19 protein-coding genes are annotated in these 18,188 nt (G+C 36.0%); 15 read left to right on the top strand and 4 right to left on the bottom strand.

The genetic code is table 11. From position 1 onward, the window contains the following. Positions 1–88: 88 nt before the first annotated feature. Complete coding sequence (locus Q9306_RS04405; RefSeq protein ID WP_306195946.1) at positions 89–1,444, top strand: hemolysin family protein; 1,356 nt, start codon at positions 89–91, stop codon at positions 1,442–1,444. A gap of 136 nt (positions 1,445–1,580) precedes the next feature. On the opposite strand, the gene Q9306_RS04400 is transcribed toward Q9306_RS04405, so the two are convergent. Beyond that, positions 1,581–1,973 (bottom strand): YueI family protein, encoded by a 393-nt coding sequence (locus Q9306_RS04400; protein WP_306195683.1) that lies wholly within the window; start codon positions 1,971–1,973, stop codon positions 1,581–1,583. A 176-nt stretch (positions 1,974–2,149) separates the two neighbouring features. On the opposite strand from Q9306_RS04400, the gene Q9306_RS04395 reads away from it, so the two are divergent. Continuing rightward, positions 2,150–3,289, top strand: a complete 1,140-nt coding sequence (locus Q9306_RS04395) for a BA2291 family sporulation histidine kinase (RefSeq protein WP_306195680.1) — start codon at positions 2,150–2,152, stop codon at positions 3,287–3,289. 250 nt (positions 3,290–3,539) lie between these two features. Here the strand turns inward: Q9306_RS04395 and Q9306_RS04390 are convergent, their stop codons facing one another. Both Q9306_RS04390 and Q9306_RS04385 read right to left on the bottom strand, forming a co-directional pair. Beyond that, complete coding sequence (locus tag Q9306_RS04390; RefSeq protein WP_306195678.1) at positions 3,540–4,772, bottom strand: aminopeptidase; 1,233 nt, start codon at positions 4,770–4,772, stop codon at positions 3,540–3,542. Between the two features lie 88 nt (positions 4,773–4,860). Next, positions 4,861–5,625 (bottom strand): DUF4397 domain-containing protein, encoded by a 765-nt coding sequence (locus tag Q9306_RS04385; RefSeq protein ID WP_306195675.1) that lies wholly within the window; start codon positions 5,623–5,625, stop codon positions 4,861–4,863. Positions 5,626–5,838: 213 nt separating this feature from the next. Between Q9306_RS04385 and yjcZ the strand changes: the two genes are divergently transcribed. From yjcZ to Q9306_RS04325, 12 genes are all read left to right on the top strand, one after another. Then, a complete protein-coding gene (yjcZ, locus tag Q9306_RS04380; RefSeq protein ID WP_098918304.1) occupies positions 5,839–5,997 on the top strand; it encodes a sporulation protein YjcZ in 159 nt (52 codons plus the stop codon). Positions 5,998–6,217: 220 nt separating this feature from the next. Further along, positions 6,218–7,690, top strand: a complete 1,473-nt coding sequence (locus Q9306_RS04375) for an NAD(P)/FAD-dependent oxidoreductase (protein WP_306195671.1) — start codon at positions 6,218–6,220, stop codon at positions 7,688–7,690. A 421-nt stretch (positions 7,691–8,111) separates the two neighbouring features. After that, positions 8,112–9,422 carry an aspartate aminotransferase family protein gene (locus Q9306_RS04370; RefSeq protein ID WP_306195669.1) on the top strand — a complete coding sequence of 437 codons (1,311 nt, stop codon included), beginning with the start codon at positions 8,112–8,114 and terminating at the stop codon, positions 9,420–9,422. After that, entirely contained in the window at positions 9,419–10,117 is a 699-nt protein-coding gene (locus tag Q9306_RS04365) for a CoA transferase subunit A (protein ID WP_306195667.1), read from the top strand. The genes Q9306_RS04370 and Q9306_RS04365 overlap by 4 nt, the downstream gene beginning before the upstream one ends. Beyond that, positions 10,102–10,764 (top strand): CoA transferase subunit B, encoded by a 663-nt coding sequence (locus Q9306_RS04360; protein ID WP_306195665.1) that lies wholly within the window; start codon positions 10,102–10,104, stop codon positions 10,762–10,764. Before Q9306_RS04365 ends, Q9306_RS04360 begins: the two co-directional genes overlap by 16 nt. Positions 10,765–10,779: 15 nt before the next feature. Next, on the top strand, positions 10,780–12,048 hold the full coding sequence (locus Q9306_RS04355; protein ID WP_306195663.1) for a peptidase: 1,269 nt from the start codon (positions 10,780–10,782) through the stop codon (positions 12,046–12,048). Then, entirely contained in the window at positions 12,045–12,887 is an 843-nt protein-coding gene (gene ablB / locus Q9306_RS04350) for a putative beta-lysine N-acetyltransferase (RefSeq protein WP_306195660.1), read from the top strand. The genes Q9306_RS04355 and ablB overlap by 4 nt, the downstream gene beginning before the upstream one ends. Before the next feature lie 337 nt (positions 12,888–13,224). Next, entirely contained in the window at positions 13,225–14,604 is a 1,380-nt protein-coding gene (locus tag Q9306_RS04345) for a sigma-54 interaction domain-containing protein (protein ID WP_306195658.1), read from the top strand. 245 nt (positions 14,605–14,849) lie between these two features. Further along, a complete protein-coding gene (kamA, locus tag Q9306_RS04340) occupies positions 14,850–16,268 on the top strand; it encodes a lysine 2,3-aminomutase (RefSeq protein ID WP_020060661.1) in 1,419 nt (472 codons plus the stop codon). Next, positions 16,265–16,537: a YokU family protein gene (locus Q9306_RS04335; protein WP_306195656.1), complete on the top strand. Its 273-nt coding sequence runs from the start codon at positions 16,265–16,267 to the stop codon at positions 16,535–16,537. Before kamA ends, Q9306_RS04335 begins: the two co-directional genes overlap by 4 nt. Before the next feature lie 75 nt (positions 16,538–16,612). Further along, a complete protein-coding gene (locus Q9306_RS04330) occupies positions 16,613–16,828 on the top strand; it encodes a YozE family protein (protein WP_306195654.1) in 216 nt (71 codons plus the stop codon). Between the two features lie 185 nt (positions 16,829–17,013). Next, positions 17,014–17,676 (top strand): hypothetical protein, encoded by a 663-nt coding sequence (locus Q9306_RS04325; RefSeq protein WP_306195652.1) that lies wholly within the window; start codon positions 17,014–17,016, stop codon positions 17,674–17,676. A 1-nt stretch (position 17,677) separates the two neighbouring features. Here the strand turns inward: Q9306_RS04325 and Q9306_RS04320 are convergent, their stop codons facing one another. Next, positions 17,678–17,833, bottom strand: a complete 156-nt coding sequence (locus Q9306_RS04320) for a DUF3930 family protein (RefSeq protein WP_306195650.1) — start codon at positions 17,831–17,833, stop codon at positions 17,678–17,680. 154 nt (positions 17,834–17,987) lie between these two features. Between Q9306_RS04320 and Q9306_RS04315 the strand changes: the two genes are divergently transcribed. Beyond that, complete coding sequence (locus Q9306_RS04315) at positions 17,988–18,173, top strand: YozD family protein (RefSeq protein ID WP_020060656.1); 186 nt, start codon at positions 17,988–17,990, stop codon at positions 18,171–18,173. Positions 18,174–18,188 lie beyond the last annotated feature (15 nt).

The raw sequence follows: 18,188 nt of genomic DNA, 5'->3' as shown, positions 1-18,188 counted from the left end.
AACTTGTAAGATTGTTAGAGAAGCTGTTTTTAGAATAAAATAATTAGGAGGTGGCTTCCTTACTTACGAAGTGGGTAAGGAAATGTATTTGGACATATTTAGTATAAGTATGGTGATTGTTTTAATTGCCTTAACTGCTTTTTTCGTTGCGTCTGAATTTGCAATTGTTAAGGTTAGGAGCTCACGCATCGATTATTTAATTGCAGAAGGAAACAAACGTGCAACTGCCGCGAAAACAGTCATTACAAACTTAGACGAGTATTTATCAGCATGTCAGTTAGGGATTACAGTGACAGCGCTCGGCCTTGGATGGTTAGGAGAACCGACAGTGAAACGTATGCTGGATCCGATTTTTACAAAATTGGAAGTGCCTCCCTCGGTGACATCCATTTTATCTGTTTTTCTAGCTTTTATGTTCATTACCTTTCTTCACGTTGTCGTAGGCGAACTAGCTCCGAAAACATTGGCGATTCAGAAGGCGGAATGGATTAGCTTATCAGTTGCAAGACCGCTTATCTTTTTCTATCGACTTGCGTATCCTCTTATTTGGACATTGAATGGTTCAGCACGCATTGTTACGAGAATGTTTGGCTTAAAACCAATGCAAAAGCATGAAGCAGTACATTCAGAAGAAGAGTTACGTATACTTGTATCAGAAAGTTACAAAAACGGTGAAATTAATCAATCAGAATATAAATATGTGAATAACATTTTCGAATTTGACGATCGAATTGCGAAAGAAATAATGGTTCCACGTACAGAAATGGTAATTTTAGAGAAAGAGCAATCTGTAATGGAAGCAATGAAAATGATGTCAAATGAGAAATATACGCGATATCCTGTCATTGACGGTGATAAAGATCATGTTATTGGTTTTGTAAACTTTAAAGATATTTTCACAGATTTTGTGAAACATGATGGCACAAAAAAAGAAACTGTCGCACAGTATGCCCGTCCGGTTATTCAAATTATTGAATCCATCGCTATCCATGATTTATTTGTAAAAATGCAACGGGAGCGTACACATATGGCAATTTTAGTGAATGAGTACGGCGGAACGTCTGGACTTGTAACAGTTGAAGATATATTAGAAGAAATTGTTGGTGACATTCAAGATGAATTTGATACGGATGAAAAGCCAGAAATTCAGCGCATTAGTGAAACAAAAACAATTTTAGAAGGAAAAGTGCTTGTAAGTGAAGTTAATGCATTATTAGGACTTTCAATTGACGATGAAGACGTTGATACAATTGGGGGTTGGATTTTAACAGAACATCTGGAAATTGAACAAGGTGATAGTATTGATATTGAAAATTATAAGTTTCGTATTGTTGAATTAGATGGACATTATATTAAACAAATTGAAGTGACAAAGCAACCTGCAATCCAGCCTGTAGAAGTAGTAGAACAACCGGTTTCATTTCAAGAACAAGTTAGTTCATAACCTTTACCTTAACGGTTTAGTTTATCCCGCTATTTGTCCCACCTCAAGATTCAGAGAGGGAATCCGTTGATGGAATGTCCATTTTATCGTAAAGAATTCACAAAAATACGCCCGTTTAGAGGTCGGGCGTATTTTGTCAGTTCATCTCTTGCTTGTAAATTTCATCTTCTACATAAATATGTTCTGCTTCTACCGCTGTATCATGTGCGAGAACAAGTCCAATTGGTGTATGTGCATCTTTATTTTGTACAATTGTAAAAGGTACTTGTTTTTCATTTGCTAATTTAATGTATTTGGATAAATGTGGGTAAGCGATGTTTCCGTTCACATACAATGTTAACCCTTGAGAAGAACTCATTGATTTTTTTATTTCTGGATATACGTTCGTTTGCATGACTTGTCCAATCGTTAACGCAATTTCCACACGTTCACGCAATGTGCTTAAAAACATGTTACGCTCTTCAGGTTTGTTTTGTTTTTGTCCGTGAATGCCTTCTTGAAGGTAGTCTTCCACATTTTTATTTGTCATTTTTTTCACACCTTTCCTGTTTCTATTGTATGAAAAAAATAAAAAGTATGCAAAAAAATAATTTCACATACTTTATTGAAAAATTTTATCAACATGAAATAACAAAATGTGACAATAATCTCTTAACGAAAAATGTTTTTTGTGTTAATATTCAAAATATATAGGGTATTTTTCGTATGGAGATGGAGGGAATGGGGGTTTTTCCGATCGATAAAGATATTAGTAAAATGTTTTGCACGTATTTAGAAAAGAATAATCAGCAATTTGTAGAGAACTGGAAAAACAAAATTATTATTTCAGAAAATGATCCTTTTAAACAAGAAATTTTTGAGAACGGAGAAAAATTGTTATCTTTAATGATTAAGCTTATTATGAGTGAGGAAGATATTGAACTCATTAGACCATTATGTGAAAAAATTGCTATTGAACGTGCGGGGACGGACGCAAATATTGGCGATTTTGTCTATAATGCGAATGTAGGACGGAATGAATTATTTGAAGCAATGTGTGAATTAGATGTAAGTGCTCGTGAACTAAAACCAATTATGGGAAAGATACATATTTGTTTTGATCGTTTAATTTATTATACGGTTTTGAAATACTCAGAAATTATATCGGAAAATTTGGAAGAAAAGCAAAAATTCATTAACGAAACACATAAAGAGAGATTGACAATATTAGGTCAAATGTCAGCAAGTTTCGTTCATGAATTTCGTAATCCATTAACATCTATTATGGGATTTGTAAAGTTGTTAAAATCAGATCAGCCGCATCTCCCGTATTTAGATATTATTTCACATGAGCTTGATCAATTAAATTTTAGAATTTCTCAATTTTTACTTGTTTCAAAAAAAGAAATATGGAATGAAGCAGAGAGATTTTGGGTGAATGATTTATTTCATGATATTATTCACTTCCTATATCCGAGTTTAGTAAATGCAAATGTTTCTATTGAGAAAAATTTGCCGCATCCAATATCGTTTACGGGGTATCGAAGTGAAGTTAGGCAAGTGTTTTTAAATATTTTAATGAACTCAATTGACGCACTTGAAGGAATGGAAGAAAGTAAGAGAATTGTTATTGATGTGTGTGAAGATGAAGAATTAATACATATTTTTATTAAAAATAATGGACCGATGATTCCAGCAGAAAATATAGAAACAATATTTGAACCATTTGTAACTACAAAGAAGTTAGGAACTGGAATTGGTTTGTTTGTTTGTAAACAAATTGTGGAAAAGCATAAAGGGTCTATTACATGTAAGTCAACAGAAGAATGGACAGAATTTCATATTTCATTTGAAAAAGGAATATAGAATACAATGAAATAATAGTAGAGTTGTGGATAATTGTATCGATGATAATAAAAAGTAAAACGTCTTTCATTTAAGAGGGCGAGAGTATTTGGCCATGCGTAGCAGTGATTTGTATGTCGGAAAATTAAAATGAATTCATATATTTTTTTATGAAGTAGCAGAGTGTGATCGTCTGTTAAATTTTAAAACACACCGTTCTCATTTTGAACGGTGTGTTTTTTATGAAAGAATTCATGTTTTGAAACAAAAATTAAAATGCCCAGTTCCCTTTTCTAAAAATAGGCTCAAGTTTTCCATCCGATGTTTCACCATCAATATCAAGGTTGGCAGATCCAATCATAAAGTCAACATGTGTAATACTATCATTTAATCCACTTTTTTGAAGATCTTCTTTACTCATATGAATACCATCTTGAATACACATTGGGAGTGCGCTGCCTAATGCAAGATGACAGGATGCATTTTCATCAAATAATGTGTTGAAAAAGACAACGTTAGTATTAGAAATAGGGGAATTGTGCGGAACAAGAGCAACTTCACCTAAATGAAGTGCTCCTTCATCTGTTTCTAACAATTTTTTCAAATTTTCATAGCCAGTTTCAGCTGAATAATTAACAATTTTTCCTTCACGGAAAGTCAGAGAGAAATTATTGATTAATGTACCGCCATAATTTAAGGGTTTTGTACTTCCTACAACACCGTTTACCCCTGTTTTTAATGGGACAGTAAATACTTCTTCTGTAGGCATGTTCGGTATAAACGGTGTATGTAATTTATTTTGAAATTGTGCACTTAACCATTTGTGGTTATCTGGAAGTTCAATCGTTAAATCTGTTTTGTCAGATTTATAATATAGCTTTTTATAATTTCTCTCATTTAAATGATGTGCTTTACTATTTAATAATTGAATATGATTTTTCCATGCCTCTATTGGGTTATCATCAGTTATTCTTGTCATTTTAAAGATAAGTTCCCATAGCTTATTGACACATTCTATAGCATCCAGTTCAGGAAAGATTTGTGAGGCCCATTCAATGGTTGGGACAGAGATAATTGACCAGCTACATTGACTATTAACTCGGTATTCGGTAAGTTCCTTCATACCCGAGACATTTGTTTTCATCGCAATTGCAAGTCTTTCGGCATCAATATCTTGAAGAAGTGTAGGGTTAGACGCATCAATATATAAAAAAGCAGCATTGTTTTTTGCTAATTCAACAAGTCCTTTTGCTTTCCAATGAGGGAATTCCTTCAACCCTTCTAATGGTGAATGTAAGTATTTAATTAGCGTTAATTCCTCATCTGAGTATTCAACATGGACATTTTTTGCTCCAGATTGATAGGCCTGCTTTGATAATTCACGAACTAGGCGAGAAGATGTAATAGGTGCAAAGATAACGAGAGTTTGTCCTTCTTGAATATTAATCCCAACTTGTATAGCTAATTGCGCGTATTTTTTTAAGTTTTCTTCGAATTGAGTCATGTGTAACCTCCTGGGAAAATATAGATTCATCTATAATTATAAACAAAACTAAATATTTTTTCTATTCTGTTTTTTGTTTGAGAAAAATTTAATTTGTCACAAATAAACTCTCCAGTTTTGGAGATTTATTTACATAACCAAGTGCAACAATCGTATAAATTTTATTTGCTTCAATTTTTACTTCAGGTATTGTTAATATAACGTTTTTTGTTCCAGTAGCAGTTATTTCAATATCTGCTACGCCAGAACTCACTTGTAAATAATCTGTTGCTTGTTTGAATGAAACCTTTTCAAACAGTTTTTCCCCATCCTTTAAAGATACATCTACTTGAGGTGCATCAGGTGATAATTGAACGAATCGTATTTTTGCTTGTCCAAATGGAAGCGGTGTATTATCAGTTAAAGTTAACAGTTGCAGTTTATCAGCATTACCAATTGCAGCAAGAGTATATGCATGATTTCCCATTATAGGAACGAGAGTTGAAAAGATAGGAGTTTCTCCGCCAGCAGGTACGATATCAACGCGGTATTGCCCTTGTGTAAGTGAAAGATATGGACTATATTGCTTAAATGAAATGTTCTTTACTACTTTTTGACCATTTATAACGATATCTACAGCAGATGAATCAGGAGAACCGTGTAAGATTCGAACGTAAGAAGGTAAGGATTGCTCACTTGAATGTGGTGGTGATACACGGCTATTCTCATAAGCTTGTACAAATTGTTTCATCGCCTCATAGTGTTTTAAGTATGCTTCTATATATTTTTGCGGATTTGTATATTTGTAATAACAAGCAAGTTGCTCATATATTGCAGCTTTCTGCACATATTTTCCTACTTCTGATGTATTCATTGATTTGCCTCCTCTATTATCATTATTACAACTATATGCATGTACAAAGAGAAGATATGCAAAAAAAGTCTTGCTGATCTTTTAAGGAGATGGAATCTCTAGATAAAATGGAGATTTTTTTTATTTCTAGGCAAACACACATACAAAAAGATGTTTGTCCGACATATTTTGTCAATGTAAACTATTTTAAATGGATGTAAGGAGTGAAAAACTATGTGGGGTTACGGTGGAGGATATCCAGGTTATGGCGCTGGAGGCTGTGGATATGGCTACGGTGGTTATGGCGCTGGAGGCTGTGGATATGGCTTTGCGATTGTCGTTGTGTTATTTATTTTATTAATTATTATTGGAGCTACTTGCGTACGCTTCTAGTTATTCAGAAAGAGCGTCATGGTGAACCGGTTAATCATAGATTAATCGGTTCTTTCTTGTGAGAAACCCTTTTTGAACCAAAAAATATAAAGTAATATCGATTTTCACGAACATTATAAGCTTATCGGTCTATATAATTCGTGTAATCTGTTGACATTCCAAATGGAACATGATACCTTTAGTAAGGATTTTCTAAGGAATGCAATGGGGGAATGAATATATGAATACGAACTATGATGTAATTGTTGTAGGTGCGGGTCCTGCGGGAATTTTTGCTTGCTATGAAACAATTGGTAAAATGCCAGATGCAAAAGTGCTTTTAATTGATAAAGGACATGATATTTATCGGCGTAATTGTCCGATTCTTCAGAAGAAAATAACGAAATGTCCGCCTGCTGCTGGAAAGAAAGAGTTTGCAGGATGTTTACCAGCATGCTCAATCACAAATGGCTTTGGCGGAGCAGGTGCATATTCAGATGGTAAATTTAACATTACAAGTGAATTCGGTGGTTGGATGACAGATTATCTATCTCCATCGACAGTAATGGACTTAATCAAATATGTAGATGAAATTAACTTAGCACATGGCGCAACTACATCAATTACAGATCCGTTAACGGATGAAGTTCGTGATATTGAAAAATGTGCTTATGCAGCGGGATTAAAACTATTGCGTGCACAAGTTCGTCACTTAGGAACAGAACAAAACTTAGAAATTTTAAAAAGTATTTTTGAATATTTAAAAGAAAAAATTGACATGAAATTTAAAGTGGAAGTAGAGGACATTGTTACTGAAAAGGCAGAGAATGAGCATACTGTACGCGGAATTGTTTTAAAAGATGGAACAATGCTATCTGCGAAAAAAGTAGTCATTGTACCAGGTCGTGATGGGTCTGTTTGGCTCACAAAAATTATGAAAAAACGTCGTTTGAAAATGAGCACGAATCAAGTAGACATCGGTGTTCGCGTTGAAACTTCAAATATCGTGATGGAAGAAATAAATAAGCATCTCTATGAAGGTAAATTTGTATTCAATACATCTGTAGGAACGCGAGTACGCACATTCTGTAGTAACCCGTCTGGTCATGTTGTTGTTGAAAATCATTCTGGTATTATGACAGCGAATGGTCATGCATACAAAGACCCTGCACTAGGAAGTGATAATACGAACTTTGCGCTCTTAGTATCACACCAATTTTCTGAACCGTTTGATCAGCCGAACGAATACGCACATGAAGTATCACGCTTAGCAAATCGTATTTCAATGGGAGGTGTTACGGTACAAAAGTATGGAGACATTTTAAAAGGCCGCCGTTCTACGCCGAAGCGTATTCAAGAAGGGTTTCTTGAGCCGACATTAAAAGAAGCAGTACCAGGAGACTTAGGTCTTGTATTGCCATACAATACAATGAAAAGCTTAATTGAAATGACAGAAGCATTAAATCACGTCACACCAGGTATTGCATCTGAACATACATTATTTTACGGTGTAGAAGCGAAATTCTATTCCGCAAGACCAAAGCTAAATGAACATTTTGAATCTGAAATTTCCGGATTATACTTAGGAGGAGACGGTGCTGGAGTCACACGCGGTCTCGCACAAGCAAGCGCATGCGGTGTTCATATTGCTCGTAATATTGTGGAATACTTAACAACGAAAATAGAAAAAAGAGAAGAAGTTGTAGAGGGATAATATATAATAGAAGAAACTCGTCTTATCATAGGACGAGTTTCTTTTTGTGAAAAATTTGTCTAAATTTGTTTGAAAGTATATGAAATAAAATGAAGAAGCAAGAAGGAATATCCCTGGAGTGTTGTCGAAGTTTACACATTAGCAACATGTTTTCACCTCAAATGATATATGTGAAGAGAGGAGTAAGGAAATTTTTAGTTACTGTTTTCGTTTAGATAGGGAGGGATGTAGAGAGAGTAGTTAAATTGCAAATTGCTATTTCTGAAATTTCTTTCTATTTTATTTTTATGCACTTATTTTTATATTTTATAATAATGGCTTTTAATAGATTCACTGCTTAGGCGGAGAGTTCTTTTTTTTATGAAAGAAGAATTGGTTTTCTACATATTTATATATGAGTTGAAGAAACGGGGGGAACGTCATGCGCGATTACTTAATTAAGCCACTTGTTGGTCAACCGTATCCGATGATTTCACATGGGAAAGGTGTTTATTTATATGATCAAAATGGTAATAAATATTTTGATGGTTCGTCAGGAGCGATAACAGCAAGTATTGGTCATGGCGTAATGGAGATTGCAGAAGTTATTAAGCAGCAAGCAGAGGAAATTGCTTTTGTATATCGTTCGCAGTTTACGAGTGAACCGGCAGAGAAGCTCGCAAAGAAGCTGAGCGATTTAAATATGGGAGATTTAAATTGGAGCTTTTTCGTGAATAGTGGTACAGAGGCAAATGAAACGGCAATGAAAATAGCAATTCAACATTTTCAAGAGCGTGGTATCCAAGGGAAACATAAAATTTTATCGCGTTGGATGAGTTATCACGGAATTACAATGGGAGCATTATCCATGTCTGGGCATCCGCTACGTAGACAACGTTTTGTTTCTATATTGGAAGATTATCCGACATTACCAGCACCGTATTGTTTCCGTTGTCCAGTACAAAAGGTGTATCCGACATGTCAACTTTCGTGCGCAACTGAGTTAGAGCGATCCATTGAACGTATTGGAGCAGAGCATATTGCAGCGTTTATTGCGGAGCCGATTATCGGTGCAGCTGGGGGAGCAGTTGTACCACCGAAAGATTATTATAAGGTGATTAAGGATATTTGTGAGCATTATGATATTTTATTTATTGCTGATGAAGTGATGACAGGGCTTGGCCGCACGGGAGCATGGTTTGCGATGGAACATTGGGGGGTCCAGCCAGATATTATGACGCTCGGAAAAGGGTTAGCAGCTGGTTATGCGCCAATTGCTGCAACAATGGTAAGCGATCGTGTGATGGAACCGATTTTAAGAGGGTCTCGTTCTGTGATGAGTGGGCATACATTGAGTGCAAATCCACTTTCTTCAGCAACAGCTTTAGCAGTAATTGAGTATACAGAGAAGCACCGTTTGCCAGAAGAAACTGCTGAAAAAGGGGAATATTTAATTGCAGGTTTGCAAAAGGTGCAACAACAATCGACAATTATTGCTGATGTACGCGGGAAAGGTTTTCTAATTGGGATAGAATTGCAACCGTTTACAAAGGCATCTGAACTTATTTCGGTTGCGGCGAAAAATGGTCTTCTCTTATACCAAGCTGTATCAGGGCAAGCAGGTAAGGAAGATAGTGCATTGTTAGTTGCGCCTCCGCTTACGACTACATATGCAGAGCTTGATGAACTACTTCATATTTTTGCGAAAAGTGTAGAGGAAATGACGCAAAAAGGAGGGCATAGTATCGCATGACAACTATTACAAATACATTTGGAAAATTAAAAACAATACAAGATGTTATGCCATGTTTTCATGATGGAATGACACTTATGTTTGGAGGGTTTGGAGGAATTGGTTCTCCTCCCTCTTTAATTCAAGCGATCTTAGATAAAGGAATTCATGATTTACATTTAATCGGAAATGATACAGGTTTTCCTGATGTAGGAATTGGTCGCCTTGTAACAAACGAGCGTGTAAAGTCGTTAATTACATCACATATTGGTTCAAATCCAAATGCAGGACGGCAATTAAATGAAGGGAAATTGAAGATTGAATTTTCCCCTCAAGGTACATTAGCAGAACGAATTCGAGCTGGAGGAGTCGGACTTGGTGGTGTTCTTGTTGATGTTGGGATGGATACGATTATAGAAGAAGGAAAACGAACTGTTGAAATAAGCGGGAAAACATATTTGGTTGAAACAGCATTAACAGCAGAAGTGTCTATCGTGTTTGCGAAACAAGCAGACCCGTTTGGAAACCTTGTGTTTGATAAAAGTGCGCGCAATATGAATCCACATGTCGCGATGGCTGGTGATATCACGATTGTCGAGGCTGAAGAAATTGTTCCTCTTGGGGAACTCGATCCAGAAGAAATTATTACGCCTGGTGTATTTGTTGATTATATCGTTCCATCGGAAGGAGTGAACTGGAAATGGGCATGGGAGTAGATGTTCGCAACAAAATTGCAAAGCGCGCAGCAAAGGAAATTCAAAATGGAATGATTGTGAATTTAGGAATCGGTATCCCATCTCTAATTCCGAATCATTTGCCAGATGATATGCATGTTATGTTTCATGCGGAAAACGGCATTGTTGGTATGGGACCAACACCTGTAAAAGGGGAAGAGGATGAAAATTTATGTAATGCGGCTGGCCTGCCAACATCAATTATTGCCGGAGCTAGTTATTTTGATAGCAGCACAGCATTTGGGATGATTCGAAAAGGATTACTTGATATTACTATTCTCGGGTCACTGCAAGTAAGTGCAAAAGGTGACTTAGCAAACTGGATTGTACCAGGTAAGCGTGTACCAGGAATAGGTGGCGCAATGGATTTAGCGCAAAAAGCAAAACGTGTTGTTGTTGTCATGAATCATGTCGATAAATACGGGAAATCAAAAATTGTTTCAGAATGTACACTTCCGCTTACATCAAAACGATGTGTAGACGTAATTATTACAGATATGGCAGTAATGGAAGTAACGTCGGAAGGATTAGTGCTGCAAGAATTAATGAGTCCATACACAGTAGAAGATGTAAAAAAATGTACAGAAGCTGCTTTTCATGTAAGTCCGTCTTTATTAGTGATTGACTGAAAGGAGAGGTAACAATTGGAGCAATATAAAAAACATGTATGTGAATATATTGAAAGTCATGAAAATATGAGTGTGAAATTATTAAAACGTTTAATTCAAGAAAAAAGTACGAGTGGAGATGAAAGCGGTGCACAGGCAGTTGTAATTGAAAAGTTGCGTGAGCTTGGTTTAGATTTAGATATTTGGGAACCGTCATTTACGAAAATGAAAGATCATCCGTATTTCGTCTCACCACGTACAAGTTTTAACGATAGTCCTAATATAGTAGCAACATTAAAGGGAAGTGGCGGCGGAAAGTCGATGATTTTAAATGGTCATATTGATGTTGTGCCTGAAGGAGATTTAAAGCAGTGGGAGCATAATCCATATGCAGGAGAAAAAATTGGGAATCGTGTATACGGGCGCGGCACAACTGATATGAAAGGTGGTAATGTATCGCTTATGTTGGCGATAGAAGCCATTGTAGCAACAGGCATTTCTTTAAAGGGAGATGTATATTTTCAAAGTGTAATAGAAGAAGAGAGTGGCGGCGCAGGTACGCTTGCGACACTTTTACGAGGCTACGAGGCAGATGGTGTAATTATCCCAGAGCCGACGAATATGAAATTTTTCTCGAAACAACAAGGTTCAATGTGGTTTCGTTTATTCGTAAAAGGGAAAGCTGCGCATGGTGGGACACGCTATGAAGGCGTAAGTGCTATTGAAAAAAGTATGTTTGCTATAGAGCATATAAGGAAGTTAGAAGAAAAACGAAATGAACGGATCACAGATCCATTATATAAAGGAATCCCAATTCCAATTCCGATTAATATTGGGAAAATTGAAGGTGGCAGCTGGCCAAGTTCTGTACCTGATTTTCTTACTTTAGAAGGAAGATATGGGGTAGCGCCAAATGAAAGTATGGAAGAGGCAAAAAAAGAATTTGAAAATTGGGTAGGACAGTTAAATCAGGTAGATCCATGGTTTACAGAACATCCAGTAGAAGTAGAATGGTTTGGCGCAAGGTGGGTTCCAGGTGAATTAGAAGAAAACCATCCGCTTATCACGACGTTAAAGGACAATTTTGTACATATTGAAGGTACAGAGCCAATTATTGAGGCATCGCCGTGGGGAACAGATGGAGGATTATTTACACAGATCGCAAATATTCCAACAATCGTGTTTGGTCCAGGTGAAACGAAAGTCGCACATTATCCAAATGAATATATTGAAATTGATAAAATGATTGCAGCAGCAAAGATTATTGCATGCACACTGCTAGATTGGTGCGAGGTGGACAAATGAGATATTACGAAGAATTTGCAGAACAGACGAAGTACTATACGGTAGAAGGTACATTAGATTATTTTAATAAACGTATTCGAGTTGACCATTATAAGGGAAATGCCGAACAAGTAATGCATAGAGTTGAAGAACTCGCAAATTCTCATTCTTTCACGAAATTAATTATAAAAGGAAAGAGAGAGCATGTTTCGGCGTGGCTTTCTCTTGGTTATATGCTAGAAGCGAGTATTCCACAGTACTTTCAAGGTCATGATGCGTATTTTATGGTGAAATATCGGGATGATGAGCGCCGGAATAGTGTGCAGTGGGTGAAGGAAGATGAGATTGTGAGTGGTGTAATTGCTAAGCAAGTAGTGGAAAAGGAGATACCAGCACAGTTTGTGTTGCGAAAAGCAACAGAAGAAGATGCAAAGCAGCTTGCAGACGTATTCGGAAAAGTATTTGAGATTTATCCTACACCTTTAAATGAATTCGATTACATTGTGAAAACGATGAAAGAAGATACAATTTATTACGTGTATGAAACGGAAGGAAAGATTATAAGCACTGCTTCAGCAGAAATAAACGTAAAAGAAGGAAATGCAGAATTAACAAATTGTGCTACATTACCAGAGTATCGTAAGCATGGTTTTATGAAAAGTTTACTTATGAAGTTAGAAGAAGAACTGCAAGAGAGAGGTGTTTTTTGTTCGTATACAATTGCACGGTCACTATCATTTGGTATGAACGCAGCGTTTTATCAGCTTGGGTATACGTACACAGGAAGACTTGCGAATAACTGTTATATTTTTGATAAGTTAGAAGATATGAATGTTTGGGTGAAGGATTTATCTATATGAATTCATTTTGATTTTCCGGCATATAGATTGCTGCTATGCAGAAAAAAAGGAGCTTCCACTCGCTTTCTCCCTTTGTTTTCACTTCTCATGTGGCAGGAAAAGGAACTGACCGCTTCTATGCATGGACAGATGCTCTCGCCCACCTATAAAAAGATGGTTTTATGTCGGTTTTTTAATTCGTATTTATATAGTAGATAATGATTCATTAAGTATCAATTCGTTTAACTTCCATAAGCGTAGAAGAAAAAATCTTCGCTGATGGGAGTTTCGTTTTAGTCGTAGGTGCTCAAAATTTGGCACCATAATTGCTGATTTTTGAGCGAAGGAGGGGAATGCGTTGCTGGCGATTTCAACACAAGAAGTGATTGAAGCGATTTTAAGTAGCATTGATGAAGCCATTCATGCAGTAGATGAAAATGGGGTTACGATTTTTTATAATTCAGTAGCAGCAAAACATGATGGATCGAATGTAGAAGATGTACTTGGTAAATATTTATTAGAAGCATTTCCTTCGTTAACGCCAGAAACGAGTACATTGTTAAAGGTATTGCAAATGAAAAAGCCAATTCTACACCAAGTGCAGCGATATCAAAATCAAAGGGGAGAAGATGTATATACGGTGAATACAACGCTTCCGATTTTTATAGAAGGACGCATTGCTGGTGCTGTTGAAATTGCGAAAGATTATTCTACTATTCAGCAGTTGACGGAAAAAATTGCTGACTTGCAGTCGAAAATGAAGCGGTCGTCACCGAAAAAAGTACCATACAGACATATAGCATTCGATACGATTATAACGAATGATTTGCGTTTTTTACAGACGAAACAATTGGCGCTAAAGGTTGCAACCACGAATGCAAACGTACTGATTTACGGGGAAACAGGTACGGGAAAAGAGTTATTTGTACAAGCGATACATGAGGCATCGAAAAGAAGAAAAAACGCGTTTATCGCTCAAAATTGTGCTGCTTTGCCAGAATCATTACTTGAAAGTTTACTGTTTGGAACGACTAAAGGAAGCTATACAGGTGCAATAGAGCGCGCGGGTTTATTTGAGCTTGCAGACGGTGGTACATTATTTTTAGATGAACTGAATTCGATGCCGTTAGATTTACAAGCAAAAATGCTTCGCGTACTAGAAGATGGTGTTATTCGCCGCATCGGTGATAATAAAACGAGAAAAGTTGATGTGCGTGTGATTACCGCGATGAATCAGCCTCCAGATGAGTGCCTTCGTGAAAATAAAATTCGTACTGATTTATATTATCGATTAAATGTGTTTTCTTTATTTATTCCGCCGCTTCGTGAGCGAAAGGAAGATATTGTATTGTTAGCTCCGCACTTTTTGAAGGCTTATAACAAGGAATATAAAAAGAATGTGATTGGTATAGACGAAGATGCAAAGCAGCAATTGCTTCAATACAATTGGCCAGGTAATGTACGTGAATTAAAGCATATGATTGAACACGCGGTCATTGTAGCAGAAGGGAAAATGCTAACGCTATCTTGTTTACCACGTTCGTTTCGACAAACGCCGCATCTGCAGAAAAGGTCGATATTACCGCTTCGGGAGGCGCTGTATAAAACGGAAAAAGAGTTGATTGAACAGGCAATGTTAGAAGCGAAAGGAAATGTTTTGCAAGCTGCAAAGTTGTTATGTATTCCAAGACAAACTTTGCAGTATAAATTAAATAAATATACAAAATATGCCGAATAATTGGCATATTTTGTGCATTTGCACCAATAAATGAGCGCTTACATATATAAAAGTAAAGAAAATTCTGTTTTTTTTGAGAGGTGTTTTTATTTTATTTTCGTATAAAACGATATTTTTATAGTAAAGAAGCTTGTAATAGCCAAGGTGGTACGAATAGAAGAGGATCAAAATTTAGATGTAACTGTTAAAGTTGGCATGATTATTGCTTTAATAATTAGTGAGCGTTTGAAAAAGGGGGAATGGCAATGTTACACGACGTATATAAACCAGAACGTCATTGGAAAGAGATTGAACTATGGAAAGATGTTACAGAGGAGCAATGGAACGATTGGATTTGGCAATTAACAAATACAATTAAAACATTAGATGATTTAAAGAAAGTCATTAATTTAACACCAGAAGAAGAAGAAGGTGTTAAAATTTCAACAAAAACAATCCCATTAAACATTACACCATATTATGCATCCCTAATGAATCCAGATGATCCACGTTGCCCAATTCGCATGCAATCTGTACCGATTTCAGAGGAATTATATAAAACGAAGTATGATTTAGAAGACCCGCTTCATGAAGATGAAGATTCACCCGTTCCAGGGTTAACACACCGTTATCCAGACCGTGTTCTTTTCCTAGTAACAAATCAATGTTCTATGTATTGCCGCTACTGTACACGTCGTCGTTTTAGTGGACAAATTGGAATGGGTGTTCCGAAGAAGCAATTAGACGAAGCGATTGCTTATATTCGCGAAACGCCGCAAGTTCGTGACGTATTAATCTCTGGCGGTGACGGACTTTTAATTAACGATAACATTTTAGAGTATATTTTAAAGAACTTACGTGCAATTCCACATGTGGAAATTATCCGTATTGGAACAAGAGCTCCTGTTGTATTTCCGCAGCGTATTACGGAAAACCTTTGCAATATTATTAAGAAATATCATCCAGTTTGGTTAAATACACATTTTAATACGTCTATTGAGATTACTGAAGAATCTAAACTTGCATGTGAAATGCTTGCAAATGCAGGTGTACCGCTTGGAAACCAAGCTGTTATTTTAGCAGGTATTAATGATAGCGTACCGATTATGAAAAAATTGATGCACGATTTAGTAAAAATTCGTGTGCGTCCTTACTATATTTATCAATGTGACTTATCAGAAGGAATTGGCCATTTCCGTGCGCCAGTATCAAAAGGTCTTGAAATTATTGAAGGATTACGCGGACATACATCTGGTTATGCAGTTCCAACATTTGTTGTAGATGCACCGGGCGGCGGCGGGAAAATTGCCGTTCAGCCAAACTACATTATTTCACAAAGCGCTGATAAAGTTGTTCTTCGTAACTTTGAAGGTGTGATTACAACGTATCCAGAGCCAGAAAATTATGTAGCAGGCAGAGCAGAAGGATATTTCAAAGAAATTTATCCTACTTACGAAGAAAAGCGCTCTGATGTTGGTGTAGCAGCACTTATGAGTGATAAGAAATTTAACCTTGTCCCAGAAGGCTTACAGCGTATGAACCGCCGTAAAGATTATGAAACAAATACAACGCACGCTTCATTAAAAGATAAACGTGACAAACGTGATCAGTTGAAAGATAAAAAATATCAAGCACAAATGGCAAAATTAGACGAAAGCACAAAAACTGAAGGAGATGCAGTATGAGATGTATGTGGTGTGAAGGTGAAGAAGCAATTGAAAGTGTAAATACTGTATACTGGGAATTACCAGATGGAACACAAACAGTTACAATTGAAGAAACACCTTGTATCGCATGTCCAAATTGCGGAATGTATTATCAATCAGATACTACTGTGAAAGAAATTGAAGACCAGCTCTTTTTGATTTATACGAAAGATTTGCCAAAACAAGTCACATATACAGAGCTCATGGAGCGTCCGCGTTTATTAAAGCGAAATTATTTTGATTTTTAACCAGCATTTTTTATGCTGGTTTTTTTCTTGTTTGCCTTGTATAATGTAGCCAAGTTAGAAAGGTAGGGAATATCGTTGAAAAAGTCATTTTATCATTATATGATGAAGCACCGTGCTTCTTTAGCAAAAAATAAACTATGCGATTTGGCGGAAATTATGTATGAAGATCATAGTTTTCCAAAGCAATCGGAGGATTATGATGAGATTAGTTCATATTTAGAGTTAAATGGTTCATTAGATAGTATGAGCATTTTTGATCAGGCTTGGGAATTATACATACAAGAGCGTTAGGATGAATGTTGCCTATGTATATAAAATTAAATTAGGAACAATGTTTATACACTCCAATAGAGGAGTGTATTTTTTATGAAAAATATTCAAGTATACAACCTCATGTGATAAGCGTTTTCGTATTGGGTCGCATATACTGTTATCGTCACATACTTAAAATCACGACTTCAAAAGGAGAGAGAGACATGACGAGAAAAAAGCAGCCCAAATACAATATAGGAGATATAGTCGTGATTACGTTATATGGTACGGTCGGAAAAATCACGAACATCAAAATGCTCGATGGTGTTTATGTGTATGAAGTAAACAATCACGATGGATTTTATGTAGAACATACTTTGCAGCTTGTGACAGAACAAGAAATGAAAGATGGCGAATCAGAGTGGATTGAACTTCATTATAAATTTACGTTTGGTGACCTCGTTCAGGTTACAGGCTATGAAAAAGATGTATTTCGTGTTGTTGGCTACCGGACGGAAGTATGGCGTTATAAAAATGATGCTTGGGAAGATACAATATATGAATTATCTCGTATTACAGATGGTGAATGGCTCGAAGCGGATGAGTCCGATTTGGCACTGATTGCGAATGCACAAACAGCCAATGTCATTTTAAAGAAAATGAAACAAGATAAGGCAGGGATGAATAAGCTTGATTTAGGTAAATTAAAGTCTATTAATAATTCGAAAAAAGTAAGTATAAAAACGAATCGAAAAGAGATTATTGATGGTTTATTAGATATTTTTAATGATTACAGAACATTATATGAAACATTTCAAGATGAAGAATATAAAATTGTAATGGAAGTTGTACGTAATTATTTAATCAAATTATCCGAAAAAAAATAACTTAAAAAGAGAGAAGGAATTGAAAGAGAATATAAGTTGTATATGGTATGCCTACAATTGTTAAAAAGATGATAAATATAGAAACTAGCTTGTCTACCCACACATCTTCATGTACGAAACCTTCTTCTGTATGTATGATTTCTTGTTTACATTCCATTGTGTTTTCCTCCTTTATATAGCTTGTACTACATCCTATGCAAAACTATTTTTTTATATAACCTATATATCTAGCAAAAAAAGAAAAATGTTTTTCTATTGTTATACATAATTTCTATTTTTCTTCATAAAACAGAATTAAAGGGGTGATGCTCATGAAGGAAATAGAAGTCGTGATTGATACGGAAGAAATTGCAGAATTTTTTTATGAGCAATTAATTGTAAGAGGCTACGTACCAAAGCGCGAAGAAATTGAAGATCTTGCAGACATTGCATTCGATTATTTGTTAGAAAAATGTATGATTGATGAAGTTTTTGACGAAGATGATGAAGGAAAGTAACGACGGGATAGACTC

Source organism: Bacillus multifaciens, assembly GCF_030756675.1.
In the GTDB taxonomy this organism is placed as follows: Bacteria; Bacillota; Bacilli; order Bacillales; family Bacillaceae_G; genus Bacillus_A; species Bacillus_A multifaciens.
The sequence above is the reverse complement of the archived record's forward strand: the minus strand, read 5'-3'. Positions and strand labels throughout refer to the sequence as shown.